The organism is Streptomyces sp. NPDC041796, assembly GCF_055590785.1.
Window position 1 is genome coordinate 389,229 of the sequence record NZ_JBVJAH010000003.1, and the last position, 16,038, is coordinate 405,266.

The following is a 16,038-nucleotide window of genomic DNA, read 5'->3' on the forward strand; positions in this document are numbered from 1 at the left end:
GGCGGACTTCCTTTACGCGGGCAGGTGGTTGACGGGGTGGCTGTCGGTCGCCCACAGGTACTGGACGGCGTACGCGCGCCAGGGCCGCCACGCGGCGGCGCGGGCCGTGAGCGCGGCGGGGGTCGAGGGCAGGCCGAGGCCGGTGGCGGCGCGCCGGACACCCAGGTCGGTGGGGAGGAACGCGTCGGGGTCGCCGAGGGCGCGCATGGCGATCACCTCGACCGTCCAGGGCCCGAACCCGGGCAGGTGCCCGAGCCGGCCGCGGGCCTCGTCCCAGTCGCTGTCCGGGCCGAGCCGGAGCGAGCCGTCGGCGAGGGCGCCGACGAGGGTGGTGAGCGTGGTGCGGCGGCTGCGCGGCAGCGCGAGCGCCTCGGGGTCGAGCGCGGCGAGCGCCTCGGGAGCCGGGAAGAGGTGGGTGAGCCCGCCCTCGGGGTCGTCGACGGGGGTGCCGTGTGCGGTGACCAGGCGAGCCGCGTGCGTACGGGCGGCGGCGGTGGACACCTGCTGGCCGAGGACGGCGCGTACGGCGAACTCGGCGGCGTCGACGGTACGCGGGACACGCCGGCCGGGCGCCTTGTCGACCAGGGGCGCGAGGAGCGGATCCGTGCGGAGCTGGTCGTCCACGGCGACCGGGTCGGCGTCCAGGTCCAGCATCCAGCGGCAGCGGCTGATCGCGAGGGTGAGGTCGCGCGGGTCGGTCAGGGAGAGGCGGCAGGCGATGTGGTCGGCGTGCGGGGTGAGGGCGACGATGCCGTGGCCGTGCGGGAGGGCCAGGGTGCGCCGGTAGGCGCCGTCGCGCCACTCCTCCACGCCGGGGACGGCGGTCGCGGCCAGGTGGCCGAACAGGTTGTCGGGGTTGAGGGGCGCGCGGTACGGGAGGCGGAGCGCGATGACGCCGGGGGTCCGGGGCGCCGTGGTGGTGTTCCGCGCGGCGCGGGTGCCGGCGGCGCGGGTGCGCAGCTCGCCCGGGGTGAGGGCGAAGACCTCACGGACGGTGTCGTTGAAGGTGCGTACGGAGGCGAATCCGGCGGCGAACGCGACGTCCGCCATGGGCAGTTCGGTCGTCTCTATGAGCACGCGGGCCGTCTGGGCGCGCTGGGCGCGGGCCAGGGCGAGCGGTCCGGCGCCGAGCTCGGCGAGCAGCTGGCGTTCGATCTGCCGGGTCGAGTAGCCGAGGCGGGCGGCGAGGCCCGGGACGCCCTCGCGGTCGACGATGCCGTCGCGGATGAGGCGCATGGCGCGGGCGACCGCGTCGGCGCGGGCGTTCCACTCGGGCGAGCCGGGGGTGGTGTCGGGCCGGCACCGTTTGCAGGCGCGGTAGCCGGCCTGCTGGCAGGCGGCGGCGCTCGGGTAGAACACCATGTTCTCGGGCTTCGGCGGCACGACCGGGCAGCTGGGCCGGCAGTAGATGCGGGTCGTCAGGACGGCGGTGAAGAACCAGCCGTCGAAACGGGCGTCCTTGGAGCGGACCGCTCTCACGCAGCGCTCGGTGTCGGTGTGCATGGCTCAAGCATCGAGCACGTCGACCGGTCGGCGCTGGCGAGAAAACGACATCAGCCTCGTGCTGCCAGCGGTGTGCCGATTCCCCGGCGGGGGATGATGACGGCGTGAGAGCATCTCGTCACGCCTCGTCGCGATCCACGAGACCCCAGGGGATGCCTGATGACCGAGCGGATCCTTCTCGACCCTCACACCCCGGACCACAGGGCGCAGGCGGAGCGGCTGCGCCGGTGGGGCCCGGTGGCTCCGGCCGAGTGGCCGGGCGGCGTCCACTGCTGGGCGGTGGTCGGCCGGGCCGAGCTGGAGACCGTGCTGACCGATCCCCGGTTCGCCCGCTCGCCCGACCGCTGGCGCGCCCTGCGGGACGGGGAGGTCCCGGCGGACTGGCCGATGCTGGCGCACCTGACGCGTCAGTGGATGCTGACCGCCGACGGCGCCGATCACCGGCGGCTGCGGCAGGCGGTGGCGGCGGCGTTCACCCCCCGCCGTGTCGACGGGCTCACGCCCGCGATCACGGCAACCGTCGACGCGCTGCTGGACGAGCTGGCGGCAGCGGCGGCGCGGGGCCCGGTCGATCTCCGCTCGGCCTACGCGCTGCCGTTGCCGCTGCGTACGCTCTGCGCCCTGTTCGGCATCCCGTCCGGGGACCAGGCGGACGTCGTCGCCCTGGTGAGCCGGGCGTTCGCACGGTCGACGCTCGGCCCCGGGGAATCCGCCCGGCTGACGCGCGAGATCAACGCGTATCTGGCGGACCTGGTGAGGAGCCGGAAGGCGACGCCCGGCGACGACCTGGTGAGCGACCTGCTGCACGGGCCCGCCGCCGACCGCCTGTCGGAGGTCGAACTGATCGACACGCTGTGGCTGTTCCTCGGCGCGGGGTTCGAGACCACGGCCGGGGCCCTCGTCAACACGGTCCATGCCCTGCTGGCGCACCCCGAGGAGCTGCGCCTCGCGCTGAGCGGGGAGGCCGACTGGAGCACGGTCGTGGAGGAGGGCATCCGCTACGACTCGAGCGTCTACGCCCTGCCGTTCGCCTTCCCCACCGAGGACGTGGAGCTGGGCGGCCGGTCGCTGCGGGCGGGCGACGCGCTGCTGCTGTGCTTCGCGGCGGCCAACCGGGACCCGCGGCGGGACTCCGGCTCCGGCCGGTTCGGGACCCGGCGCGACGGTGAGCGCGCACGCCACCTGGGGTTCGGGCACGGGCCGCACTTCTGCGTCGGTGCTCCGCTCGCCCGCCTCCAACTGCGCATCGCGCTGGCCGCGTTGTTCGAGCGGTTCCCGGACCTCCGCCTCGCCGGCCCGCCCGGTCCCCCGGTGCCCTCGCTCATCGCCAGTACGCCCAGCTCGCTGTACGTCACCGGGTAGTCCGTCACCTACCAGCTCGATCTGCCGATGCCCGGCTTCGGCACGGAGCAGGATTACCCGGCCGCGCACTGGCCTCGCCGAGGTGCTCCTCCAGCGCCTCCTCAGCGTGCGCGCTCGTTGAGCGGACTTTTCCTGAGGTGTTCGGCACGTACGGGTCGCGGGCTCTCGCAGCCGGCGCACGGCGAGCGCCTGGGCGCCGGTCGCTGTACGGCACTCCGGGGGCGCCCAGGTCCATGGCGCCGTCCCGGCCGAATGCGGCGAGTGATGCAGAATCCCCTGTCGGACGGGCACTCGCATATGCCGTACCGTCAGACCGCCGGACATGAACCCCTACGCCTGTACCCGCGTTCCTTGGAGAACACATGGGCCCACGGCTCACACCCGAAAAACCGCCCTGCCGGCTGGCTGCACACCCGTGAACTGACCCTCTGCTCCCTTCCCAGCGTCAGGCCGGGGGCAGCCATCGAGCGGCCTGCTCAAGACTGACGTTGTCGGCGTGCACGTACCACTGCTGTCGCTCTCGGTCCCACCTGGCGCCGATCAGCCGCTTGGCCTCGTCCTTCTCGGCGTAGGGGACGTGCAAGTACAGCCGTTCCCCGACCGGTACGGTTGTTCCACGAGTCGAGGATCGCGGGTTCCACGCGGCTCGCTCCTTACGCGCACGCTCAATCACCCGGCCCACGCGCTCACACGCTGACGGGTCGGTGAGCCGCATCATGAGATCGGTGGGGCCCGAGTTGGCCAACAGGTTCAGCGAGCCGTGCCAGAGGACCGTGCCGTCCAGGATGAGGACCTTCTCGTGTATGCGCTCACGGAACTCGACCCGGCAGCCGGCCGCTTGCAGCTCGTCGACCAGCCCCCGCACACGCTCGACCGCCCGGTCAGTGGTCTGCTCCTCCGGTGCACGCGTTCGCACGGTCACCTCGATTCCGTCGGCGATCCGCTTGGCCAGCTGCCCGAGCCACCTGCGCACGGGCTGTTGGTCCAGGAAGGGGCAGTAGATCTCGATACTCCGCTCGGCCCTGGCCATGTCCCAGCTCACCGCCCGCGGCACCTCATCGGCGGGAAAGAAGGCCGGCCGGGCCAGCTCCTCGTCGGTGAGGGACGCGAGCTGGGCAGCTTCCCGGACGGGGATGAGCTGGTCGACGGACATGCACTGGGCGTGTGCTTCCACATGGTCGAGCATGCGGCGCGCCTCGCTGCCGAGCGGCAGGTGCTGCCGGAGGTGCTCGACGTCCGCGACGACGATGAGGTGGTCCTGCGCCCGGCTGAGAGCGACATTCAGCAGGCGGCAGGTGTGTGAGGACAGCCCAGTGCCCTGGAAGAAGTAGCCGGGTTTGGCCCCGGCGCCGGCCGTCGTGTCGAGGATGACGATGGGCCGCTGGCTCCCCTGGAACCGATGGACCGTGTCCACGAGCCCCTCGAACTCCTCGCCGAAGCGATACGCGAGGCTGGTCTTCAGGGCCTTCACCTGGTTCCGGTACGGCGCGATCACGGCGACCCTGTCGGTGGCCCGCTCGCCCTCCGGCACCTCGCTCCACTTCCGGCCGGGCAGTACTCCCTCGTACTGCAGACCCCGGACCAGCTCGTGCACGGCTGCCTCGTGCACGGTGTTGGTGAGGTGGTCCCGGCCGGGGATGCGCTGCCGTGACGTGTCGATGAGGATCAGCGGAGTGTCGACAAGCGTGTTGAACGGGATACGTGAGTCGTCCCCGCGGCCGGTCCGGAGAGGAGCGTCGGGATATGCCACGACGTTGACCACGTCGCAGATGGCCTCGCGCATGCGGTACTGGGTGTCCAGCGCGACGAGTCGGGTGTCACGGACCACCGTGCCGCCTCCGGTGACCAGCCCGGCCGCGTGGAAGACATCCCTCGCCGCCCACTGGCGCGCGTGGTCGCGGTCGGCGCTGGTTGCCTTGCGGTCACCGTCGCTCTTCGTGACCGCGGGCAGCTGACGGAAGTCACCCGCGACCACGACCCTCTTGCCGGCCAGCCCGGCCGCGTACCAGGCGGAGGGCAGATCGACCATCCCCGCCTCGTCGATGACGACGACGTCCACGCGATCCAGCAGCTTGCGGGTCTGCACGGCCTTGGCGACGGTAGCGCCGAGGACGCGGCACTTGGAGCGGACCGTTTCCTCGATCTTCCTGCGCTGCTCCTCCAGTTCGCCGACCTGCCGGCTGATCTGTTCCGCCCGGCTGGCCAGAGCGTGGCGGGAGAGCAGCCCGGCGAGCTTGGGCGTTTCGGTGTCGAGCAACGCCCGGAGTCTGGTGATCTCCATGGCGGCCCGGCGAAGATCCCGGTCCGCGGCTGCCACTCCCGTTGCCGCCTGCTGGACCTGTGTCTGAGCCTGGGCCAGAGCGGTCCGGGCGCTGTCCAGCTGTGCCTGCTTCCGGGCCGCGAAGAACCCCGTAGGCGTGCCGATCTTCGCCATCACCGATTCCTGGGCGGATACCTGCGAGCGGGCGGTGTTCTGCGCCGTGGCGTGCGTTTGTCTGGCCTTCCCTGCTTCTTCATGGAGCTTCTGGGCCGCGGTCAGGTCGTTGCGCAGGCCGTCCACCCTGTCGTGGACGGCGAGGCCTTCGCGTACGCCCGTCAGAGCGGTGGTGAGGCTGGTGAGGGATTCATTGATCCGAGCAGTGAGCTTCGCGGCGATGCGCTCGGTGTCGACCTGATCGCCGTACTTGTCCCGCAGTGAGGCGACAGTGATCTCGCCGGCGCGCTGCACCAGTCCGTCCTCGAAACCCTCCTCCTCGGACAGCAGATCGCAGATACGTTCAAGGGCCTGATCCACGGCCACCTTGGTGGGCGCGAGGAAGAGCACCGAGTGACCCTGGCGGTAGCTTCCTTCGACGATGTGTCCGACCACATCGGTCTTCCCGGTTCCGGGAGGCCCCCAGAGGAACAACACGTCACTGGAGAGCGCCTGCTCGACGGCTTGACGTTGACGGGAATTCAACTGCAGCGATTCCCAGTTCGCCACCCACCGCCCTGTGTCTCCGCCTCCCCGGACCCGGGGGTCGCCCAGGCCGAGCATCCACCCCGCACTGTCCACGCGTACGGGGTGATTCGGCTGCCCCACCGTTTCGAGCCTTTCGGCGAGGGCGCGCCACGAGGCGGCATCGTCCTCCCGGATCTGGACGTGGGCGGGAGCGTTCCCGAGATCCGCCGTGGTGACGAGCCGCACCTTTCCCTGTGGCATGCGCGCGACCTCGGCCTGCACCCACTCGCCGCTGGACCGGGAAGCACGCACGAGCACGGGCTTGGTGGCATCCAACGTCTCCGGCCACCTCCGGCACTGGAAGAGATACTCATGCCTGTGGCCGGCCGTGGACGTTCTGCGCCCCGCGGACAAGGAGACCTTCTGCCCTTCCTTGCCGTCGCTACGCAGCTCGGCAGTGATCTCCAAGCGCACCGCCGCCAACAGCTCCTTGACCGGATGCGGCTGCGTCGCGTTCTCGCCCATCTCCGTCCCCCCTGCATTCCCGCCCTCGACCGCACCTTCGATACCTGCGCCGAGTTTCGCGACTGTAGGCGCAGCGAACAGCAGCACGAAGATTTCCGGCCAGCACCGGACAGCAAAAAGGAGCAAATCGCCTAAATATAGATAAATCCATTGAATGAGCACCTTGAGTGTGTGCCGCTTTTCGTACCGCCCGCTCTCATGTCGGCGTCCGCCGTTAGGATTTCCCGAGGTCTTCGGTGGTTCCGGCACTGGTACGCACGCCGGGCGGACGTCGCCACTCAGGGCGAATCGGGAAGCGGGGGAACAGCGCATGCGGGACGGCCGGTGGACCACGGTCACCGACTCCGGGTTCGACCACGAGCGCCGCGGCCTGGAGTCCATCCGCGAGCAGTTGCCGGACTCCGACCCCTGGCGGGCCTGGTCGAACTTCACGTTCACCGCGAACACCGGCCACGTCCGGGAGGTAGACCTCCTCGTCGTCGCCCCCGGCGGCGTCTGCATGATCGAACTGAAGCATTGGCACGGGTCGGTCACCAGTGAGAACGGCACCTGGGTGCAGACCAAGCCCAACGGCCGCCGCGAGCCGCACGGCAATCCCCTGCACCTGGTCAACAAAAAAGCCAAGGAGCTGGCCGGGCTCCTCGGGCAGAACGGCAAGCGCGTGTGGGTCGCCGAAGCCGTCTGCTTCACCGACGACTCCCTGCGGGTCCGGCTGCCGGCCCACGACCAGAACGGCGTCCACACGATCGCCGAACTGGTCGAGATGCTCAAGCAGCCGCCGCGCGACGAGCGTCGCCGCATCACCGCCATCGACTCCCGCGAGGTCAAGGCGGCCCTGGAGCGCGTCGGTATCCGCAGGAGCGACGCCGAGTACAAGGTCGGGCCGTACGAGCTGGAGCGGAAATCATTCGACTCCGGCCCGACCTGGGCCGATTACGTGGCCCGCCACAGCGAGCTGCCCGAGCTCGCACGCGTCCGCGTCTACCTGCGCGAGCGCGGCTCGGACGCCTCCATCCGGCAGTCCGTGGAGAACGCGGCCCGGCGCGAGGCCGCGGTACTGCGGCGCTTCCGCCACCCCGGAGCCGTACAGCTCAAGCAGTACGACCCGTCAGGCCACTCGGCCGGCCCGGCCCTGATCTTCGACTACCACCCGCAGACCCTGCGCCTGGACGAGTACCTGCTCCAGTACGGGGAGAAGCTCGACATCCTCGGCCGCATGGCGCTCGTCCGGCAGCTCGCCGAGACCATGCGGTCCGCGCACTCCAGCCGTATCCATCACCGCGCCCTGGCGGCCCGGTCCGTCCATGTCATGCCTCGCAACAGGGGACGCCAGGGACAGGCGATCGGCGAGGAGGCGGCCTGGCTGTCGCCGCACCTCCAGATCTCCGACTGGCAGATCGCCACCCAGCGCAACGGCACCGGCGGCTCCGCACAGGGCATGACCCGCTTCGCACCGACGGCCCTGTCCGCGATGCACCTCGCCGAGGGCTCCGACCCGTATCTCGCACCCGAGCTCACCGCCCTCAACGCCGACCCGGTGTATCTGGACGTGTACGGCCTCGGTGTCCTCACGTATCTGCTGGTCACGGGCAAGGCACCGGCCGCGAGCCAGGCCGAGTTGCTCGCCCGCCTGGAGGCAGGAGAGGGTCTGCGGCCGAGCGCGCTCGTTGACGGCCTGTCCGAGGACATCGACGACCTGGTACAGGCGGCCACCGCCTACCGTCCCGAGCAGCGGCTGTCCACGGTGGACGAGCTCCTGGAAATGCTGGAGCTCGTCGAGGACACCCTCACCTCCCCCGCGGCGCCGCCCGCCCCCGAGGCTCCGGAGAAGGACCCGCTGGAGGCCGTCGCGGGAGATGTGCTGGGCGGCCGCTGGGAAGTCCGGCGACGCCTCGGCACGGGCTCGACCAGCCGCGCCTTCCTCGTCCGTGACCTGGAGGCCGAAACCCGCGGCGCACGCCCGCTGGCCGTACTGAAGGTGGCGCTCTCGGACAGCCGCGGCGAGGTACTGGTCCGCGAGGCAGAGGTGATGCGCCGGCTGCGCCCCGACTCCCGCATCATCCGTCTCGTCGAACCGGAGCCCTTGCGCATCGCGAACCGCACGGTCCTCGCCCTGGAGTACGTGGGCGACGAGCGCGACGACTCCGGCGAGGTCGGCGAGTCCGGCACCCGCTCGCGCCGACGCGAGGAGACCGTCGCCCGCCAGCTCCGCGAGCGCGGCCGCCTCCCGATCGACCAGCTGGAGGCGTACGGCGACTACCTGTTCGGCGCCGTCGACTTCCTGGAGGGCGAGAGTGTCTGGCACCGCGACATCAAGCCCGACAACATCGCCATTCGCGTACGCCCCAACCGCACCCGCGAGCTGGTCCTCATCGACTTCTCGCTGGCCGGCTACCCGGCGAGGGACTACGACGCCGGCACCGAGGGCTACCTCGACCCGTTCATCGGCACCCTGACCCGCACCGCCTACGACTCGCACGCCGAGCGGTACGCCGTCGCGGTCACCCTGCACCAGATGGCCTCCGGCGAGCTGCCCAAGTGGGGCGACGGCTCGGTCCTGCCCCGGATGACGGACCCGAAGGAACTGCCATACCCGACCATCGCCGCCGACGCCTTCGAGCCGGCCGTACGGGACGGGCTGGTCGCCTTCTTCCGGAAGGCGCTGCACCGGGACGCCGCCCAGCGCTTCCCCGAGCTGAAGCCGATGCGCGACGCCTGGCGGAAGATCTTCCTGGACGCCTCGCAGACCGTGCCGTCCAGCCACCGGTCCCGGCACCCGGAAGCCGTCGCCCCGGCCGCGGGGCAGGCCGCCATCGCCGACGCCGAGCCGCTCACCGCCGAGCAGCAGCGCGAGCGGCTCGCCGCCGAGGTCACCCGCGACACGCACCTGTCGGCCTCCGGCCTCACCCCGGCCGCCGAGGCGTTCCTCTACGGCCTCGGCATCACCACCGTCGGTGAACTCCTCGACTACAGCCGTCGCAAGCTGCTCAACGCGCCCGGTCTCGGCGCCAAGACCCGAAGCGAAGTCCAGCGCCGCCAGCGTGAGTGGGGCGAGCGGCTGCGCGAGGCCCCGGTCTCGCCGCTGACCCCGAGGGGCCGGGCCGAGGCCAAGGAGGAGCTGGCCGCGCTGACCGCGGCGGAATCGGCCGTACTGGACTCGCTGGCCACGGCTGAGAACGCGGGCGGGCTCACGGGCCCCGCACTGCGTTCGGTCAGCCTGGACACCCTGGCCACCATCTTCGTCCCGGAGCTCAACAACAACCGGTCGAACCACAACAAGGTCGAGATGGTCCGGCTGCTGCTGCGCCTGCCGAATGAACGTGGGGAGCTGCCCGGCATCGGCGTCTGGCCCAAGCAGAAGGACGTCGCCGACCACCTCGGCCTGTCGGCGGGTCGCATCCCGCAGATGCTGAAGGAGGAACGCAAGCGCTGGAAGAAACACCCGGCGGTGCAGGCGCTGCGCGACGAGGTCATCGGCCTGCTCACCGGCCTCGGCCGGGTCGCCTCCGCCGTGGAGATCGCCGATGCCCTCGCCGTCCGCCGAGGCACGCAGCTCGCCGAGCGCGAACAGCGGCGTGCGCTGGCTCTGGCGGCCGTACGGGCCATTGTCGAGGTCGAGCAACTGGAGCCGGCGGAGGCCGAGTTCCAGCACCAGCCGAACCGCAAGGCCACCGAGGAGGCCCTGGGAGCCGGCCTCCTCGCCCTGGACGTACGCGAGGACGACGCCCCCGACACACCGACCGCACCCGGTCTTCTCGACTACGCGACGCGGCTGGGCCGCACCGCCGACCGGCTGGCCAAACTGGACACCCTGCCCACCGCGACGACGGTGCTCGGCGAGCTGGGGGCGCTCACCCCGCCGCCCGGAACGGTGGAGTGGGACGAGCGACGCCTCGTGGAACTGGCCGCCGCGGCCTCCACGAACGCCGCCGCCACCCCGCGCCTGGAGATCTACCCCCGGGACCTGCCGCTGGTGCGCGCCCTGCGCCTCACCCAGGCAGGCCTGGTCCGCCTGATCCCGGGCGTACCGGAGGAGCGGCAGCCCGGCGTGACGGCGGAGGACGTGCACGAGCGGGTACGGGCCCGCTTCCCCGAACTCGTCGTCCCGGACGGCCGGGGCGGCACCACCCACGAGCTGCCGACGGGCGGCCATCTGACCAAGGCGCTGCGGGACGCCGGTTTCGATCTGACACTGTCGACCCGCGAGGACACCCGGACGCCGCGCTACCTGCCCACCCGGCTGGACAGCGCGTCCAGCTACCTGACGACGGGTGCGTGGCGCCAGCACACGGACGTGGGCGCGGTGACGCGTTACGCGGACGATCCCATGCTCGCGGGTGCGGTGCGCGCGGAGGAACGGCTGACGGCGTCGGCGCGGCGGGACGGTTACCGGGTTCTGACCGTGCACCAGGACAGTTTTCGCGAGGCGGTACGGCAGTTGAGCCGGCCGGACCGGATGAACGCGGAAGTTGTCTCGGTGACCGAGCTGTTCCTGCACGCTCTGCACGCCCTGGTCCCGCCGGGGAAGAAGCCGACCTGGGAGACCCTGCTCAAAGCGGACGCGGCGGAGCCGGGGTCGCGCGGCGCGATGAAGTTCGCGGAGTACGCCCGGACCGCGTGGGGCGAGGTGGAGCCCCAGGTCCGCGAGCTGCTTCGGACCCGAGGGGGTGCGGGACCAGTTCTCCTGACGGAGGCGGCCGTTTTCGCCCGGTACGACGCGATGGGCGTCCTGGACCGGCTCGCTGAGGCGGCCCGGCAGGGCGGGCGCGGGCTGTGGCTGCTCGTTCCGCAGGGCGACCCGGCGCGGGAGCCGAAGCTGGGGCCGGTCGCGGTGGCGTACCAGGCGGGCCTGGGCGAATGGATCGAAGTTCCGGACACGTGGGTGAACAACGCGCACCGGTCCGGCGAGACGAAATTCAGTGAGGGAGAAGCCAAGTGATCGACCGCAAGGCACTGCTGGAAGACCTGAAGAAGCAGGTCAAGGCGGTCGAGACGGACCTCGGGCAGCAGGTGAAGGCGGTCACGGAGGTCGGCTCCCGGCTGCGCGCCGAGTACGACCAGGCACGCAAGCTCGGCCGTACGGCCGCGACCTGGAACTCCTGGCTCGACGAGCGCATCACCCAGGTCGCGGTGGCGTGGGTGCTGGGCTCTGTCTTCGTCCGCTTCTGTGAGGACAACGAGCTGATCCCGGAGCCGTACCTGACAGCCCCCGAGCCGGACCGGCGGGACCTCGCGCTCGCCCGGTACGAGGAGTACGTCGCGACGGAGGCCAACCCGACGTACCGCGGCTGGCTGGAGCGCGCCTTCGACGAGCTGGGCGCGGGCCAGGCGGGCCGGCTGCTCTTCGACCGGCGGCACAACCCGCTGTACCAGATCCCGCTGTCGCACGACGGGGCACGGGACCTGGTCGAGTTCTGGCGGGAGCGGGACGAGGCGGGCGTCCTCGTTCACGACTTCACGGACAAGTTGAACGAGGACGGCACGGAGGGCTGGGACACCCGGTTCCTGGGCGACCTGTACCAGGACCTGAGCGAGGCGGCCCGGAAGACGTACGCGCTGCTCCAAACCCCGGAGTTCGTGGAGGAGTTCATCCTCGACCGCACGATGAACCCTGCGGTGCGGGAATTCGGCTACGAGGGCCTGAAGATGATCGACCCGACGTGTGGGTCGGGGCACTTCGTGCTGGGGGCTTTTCGGAGGCTGGTGCGGCTGTGGGGCGAGGGGCAGCCGGGGCGCGATGTGCACGAGCGGGTGGCGGCGGCGCTGGACTCGGTACACGGGGTGGACCTGAACCCGTTCGCGGTGGCTATCGCGCGGTTCCGGCTGCTGATGGCGGCGATGGCTGCGGCGAACATCCGAACGTTGGCAAAGGCCAACAAGTACACATGGCCCATGCACCTGGCAGTAGGTGATGCGCTGATCAAGGACCGGCAGCTGGAGCTGGACCTGATCGGTGAGAAGTCCGGCGACCGGTTGGTGGAGTTGGCGTACGCGACAGAGGACGTACACGAGCACCGGGGGATTCTGGAGCCGGGCCGGTACCACGTCGTAGTGGGGAATCCGCCGTACATCACAGTGAAGGACAAGAACCTCAATCAGCTGTACCGAGGCCTGTACGACGCCTGTGGTGGTACGTACGCGCTGTCGGTGCCGTTCGCCCAGCGATTCTTTGAGCTCGCCAAACGAGGGGATGACGACGGACGCGGCTACGGCATGGTCGGACAAATCACCGCGAACTCGTTCATGAAGCGAGAATTCGGAACCAAGCTTATCGAAGACTACTTCGGGCACGAAGTCGAACTTACCGAAGTCATCGACACGTCCGGCGCCTACATCCCGGGGCATGGGACGCCTACGGTTATCTTGGTAGGGAAACGGCGTGGGGGAAGCGGGCGATCGCAGACCATCCGCACGGTACGAAGCGTTCAGGGCGAACCCTCTACCCCCGAGAAAGGTGAAGACGGCCTCGTTTGGAAGGCGATCGTTAAGCAGATTGATGCGCCCGGGTCAACGAGCGAGTGGGTATCTGTTGATGACCTCGATCGCTTTCGCCACTTTAGCCGCCGCCCTTGGGTACTCAATGCTGGCGGACTTGAAATGGTCGAGCTGATCAGCGCAGGCAGCACAATAAGGCTCGCGGACGTTGCAGACGACATCGGAGCGGGTGCAGTAACGCGTGAAGATGACGCCTACATGGTAGGACAGGGTTTTCTTGAGCGTAATAACGTGCCCGCGCAATATCGACGCCCCCTGGTACAGGGTATCGACGTGCGGGACTACACCATCAACCAACCCACGATGTCGCTGTGGCCGTACAACGACACCAATCTTCGCCCCGAACTATGTGAAAGCGTTGAGCGCGCCCTTTGGCCCCACCGCGCTATCCTGTCTGACCGTGTCGCCTTCGGCAAGAAGCAGGTGGAGCGAGGCCTCACCTGGTTCGAGTACTCGATGTTCTTCAAGACCCGTTATAAAAGCCCGATCTCGATCACCATTCCCGAAGTGGCCTCTCATAATCATTTTACTCTCGACAGCGGAAGTAAAGTCTTCAAGGACACCGCGCCGGTTATCAAGCTCCCAGAATCAGCAAACCTGGCAGACTACGTGAGCCTGCTGGGCCTACTCAATAGCTCCTCAGTTTGCATGTGGCTCAAGATGACGAGCCATGACAAGGGGAACCGAGGCGGGGAACGTGGAACTGGGCGTTATGCCTGGGAGAGCTTCTTTCAGTTCAAGGGCGCCAATTTGGAGCGAATTCCCCTTCCTAGCACCTACCCCATCGCCCTCTCAACTGCTCTGAACGGCTGCGCTCGGAAGGTCGGTGCCACCACGCCAACCTGTCTCGTTGCAAAAGCCACGCCCACCGGGGCCGCCCTCCGAACGGCCCGCGACACCTGGCATTCCACCCGCGCTAGGATGATCGCGCTCCAAGAGGAGCTCGACTGGCAGGTCTACTCCCTCTACAACCTGCACCCCGAAGACCTCCGCGTCTCCGAGGACCCCGACTCCCCCGACATCCCCGCACTCGCTCTCGGCGAGCGCGCCTTCGAGATCGTCCTCGCCCGCCGCGTCGCCGCCGGAGAGGCCAGCGACGAGTGGTTCAAGCGGCACGGGTCCACGCCCATCACGGATATCCCGGCCCACTGGTCCGCCGCGTACCGCGAGGTCGTGCAGAAGCGGATCGACGCCATTGAGTCGTCGCGCGCCATTGGCATGGTCGAGCGGCCGGAGTACAAGCGCCGTTGGGCGACCGAGGGGTGGGACGCCCTTCAGGAGAAGGCGCTCCGGTCGTGGCTGCTGGACCGGATCGAGAGCCGGGAGCACTGGTACGACGAGAACGGCATGCCCGCGCTCGTCACGCTCTCGCGGCTCACCGACGCGCTCACCCGTGACGAGGACTTCGTCTCCGTCGCCAAGATCTACGCGCCCCGCAAGGAACTGCCGGCCGTCGTCGCCGAGCTGATGACCGACGAGCACGTGCCGTTCCTCTCAGCCCTGCGCTACAAGCCGTCCGGGCTCAAGAAGCGCGCGGACTGGGAGCACGTGTGGGACCTCCAGCGCCAGGAGGACGCAGCTCCCGACGAGCAGGCCAAGCGGAAGATCCGGGACAGCATCCCCGTACCGCCGAAGTACACGTCGGCCGACTTCCTGCGACCCTCCTACTGGCGAGCGCGCGGCAAGCTGGACGTGCCGAAGGAGCGGTTCATCTCGTACGGGCAGACCAACACGGCCACGCCCGACCTGTACGGCTGGGCCGGCTGGGATTACCGGGAGCAGGCGTACGCGCTCGACTCGTACATCGCCTCCCACGAGTCGCTGACCACCGAAGAGCTGACGCCGTTCCTCGCGGGGCTGCTGGAACTCCAGCCCTGGCTGGACCAGTGGCACAACGAGTTCGACTCGACCTTCGGTGCTTCCCCAGCCGCGTTCTTCCGCGGCGACCGGCAGATGGTGCAGAGCGAGCACGGCCTCACGGACGACGACCTGCGCGCCTGGCGTCCCGTCGCGGCCACCCGTGGGCGGCGTACGGCCAAGAAGTAGTACGCCACGAACGCCGGACGGCCCCTGTGATCAGCTGATCACAGGGGCCGTTCCGTCACAGCAGATGTCCGCGCTTGACGGCAGCGACGAAGGAAGCCCATCCGTCCGCCGGGAAGACGAGCACCGGGCCGTGCAAACTCTTGCTGTCCCGCACGGGGACGACGGCGGCGAAGTCATCGGAGACCTCGACGCACGCGCCACCGTCCGAGTTGCTGTAGGAGCTCTTGCGCCAGTTCAGGGCGCTCAGGTTGATGGGTCGCACGGCACTTCCTCCAACATGCGCAGGACGAACTTCCGCGACTCGGCCGGGGACAGCGCCAGGTCGCGCACCGCATCGTAGGCACGCTGCAACCGTTCAACCGCAGCGTTTTCCTCGAGCAGCTCGCCCTTGTGCGCGTTCTCCGTGTAGGCCACCGTACGCCCCTCCGGGAGCCGGAGGAACCACACATCAGTGCCATCCAACCCGTACAACCCTGCGCTGAACGGCAACACATGCACCGTCACGTTCGGCCTCCCCGCCATCTCCGCCACGTGCTCCAACTGCCCCCGCCACTCCCCCGCGTCCCGCAACGGCGTACGCAGCACCGCCTCCGACAGGATCGTCCGGAACGGCGGCGCGTCGTCCCCCTCCAGCAACTCCCGCCGCCCCATGCGTGCCTCGACCTGCTGCTCCAGTTCCGGTCCCTTCGTTCCGCCCGCCGCCAGCACTTCCCTCGCGTACCCCGGTGTCTGCAACAGCCCCGGCAGCACGCTCACCGCGAAGTGCCACAGGCTCACCGCCTCCGCTTCCAAGGCCATGTAGCGCCGGTACCGCTCGCGGAACTGGGTGTGGTCTCCCGCCGCAAGTTCCCATAGGGCCAGCAGCAGCCCTGGTGTGCCGTAGTACGTGTCGAGGGCCTGGACGACCTCGGGGCCGCCCAGGGTCTCGCCCTTCTCCATCTTGCCGAACAGGGACCAGTCCCAGCCCAGCCGTTCGCCGAGCTGGCGCAGGCTGTCGCCCTTCTGCGTACGCAGGAGCCGTAGCTCCTCGGCGAACCGTTGGCGCGGTTCCTGGCTTCGGCCCGTGATCGCTCGTCGCTGTGGCATGGCGGGGCCTCCCCTCCCTGTTCCCTGGCGGTGTGGTCGGTGTGGAAGGTGTGGAACGACCGCCGCGCGGCGGAGAAGCA

The 16,038-nt window shown here is 69.7% G+C and carries 7 protein-coding genes; 3 read left to right on the forward strand and 4 right to left on the reverse strand.

All coding sequences use genetic code 11. The features are described 5' to 3' along the window. Window positions 1-12: 12 nt before the first annotated feature. Window positions 13-1,503, reverse strand: coding sequence for an AlkA N-terminal domain-containing protein (locus ACZ6C1_RS08015; protein ID WP_469238889.1), 1,491 nt, complete (start codon window positions 1,501-1,503; stop codon window positions 13-15). A 159-nt stretch (window positions 1,504-1,662) separates the two neighbouring features. On the opposite strand from ACZ6C1_RS08015, the gene ACZ6C1_RS08020 reads away from it, so the two are divergent. Beyond that, on the forward strand, window positions 1,663-2,865 hold the full coding sequence (locus tag ACZ6C1_RS08020; protein WP_469238890.1) for a cytochrome P450: 1,203 nt from the start codon (window positions 1,663-1,665) through the stop codon (window positions 2,863-2,865). A 445-nt stretch (window positions 2,866-3,310) separates the two neighbouring features. Here the strand turns inward: ACZ6C1_RS08020 and ACZ6C1_RS08025 are convergent, their stop codons facing one another. Beyond that, window positions 3,311-6,493, reverse strand: a complete 3,183-nt coding sequence (locus ACZ6C1_RS08025) for an AAA domain-containing protein (RefSeq protein ID WP_469238891.1) — start codon at window positions 6,491-6,493, stop codon at window positions 3,311-3,313. A gap of 148 nt (window positions 6,494-6,641) precedes the next feature. Here ACZ6C1_RS08025 and pglW point away from each other — a divergent pair, with 148 nt between their 5' ends. Further along, on the forward strand, window positions 6,642-11,270 hold the full coding sequence (pglW, locus tag ACZ6C1_RS08030) for a BREX system serine/threonine kinase PglW (RefSeq protein WP_469238892.1): 4,629 nt from the start codon (window positions 6,642-6,644) through the stop codon (window positions 11,268-11,270). After that, the gene (gene pglX / locus ACZ6C1_RS08035; RefSeq protein WP_469238893.1) at window positions 11,267-14,872 is read left to right on the forward strand and encodes a BREX-2 system adenine-specific DNA-methyltransferase PglX; all 3,606 of its coding nucleotides are present in this window, start codon (window positions 11,267-11,269) and stop codon (window positions 14,870-14,872) included. The genes pglW and pglX overlap by 4 nt, the downstream gene beginning before the upstream one ends. 55 nt (window positions 14,873-14,927) lie before the next feature. Here pglX and ACZ6C1_RS08040 read toward each other — a convergent pair whose 3' ends face one another. Then, window positions 14,928-15,134: a DUF397 domain-containing protein gene (locus ACZ6C1_RS08040; RefSeq protein WP_469238894.1), complete on the reverse strand. Its 207-nt coding sequence runs from the start codon at window positions 15,132-15,134 to the stop codon at window positions 14,928-14,930. After that, the gene (locus ACZ6C1_RS08045; protein WP_469238895.1) at window positions 15,116-15,958 is read right to left on the reverse strand and encodes a helix-turn-helix domain-containing protein; all 843 of its coding nucleotides are present in this window, start codon (window positions 15,956-15,958) and stop codon (window positions 15,116-15,118) included. The genes ACZ6C1_RS08040 and ACZ6C1_RS08045 overlap by 19 nt, the downstream gene beginning before the upstream one ends. Window positions 15,959-16,038 lie beyond the last annotated feature (80 nt).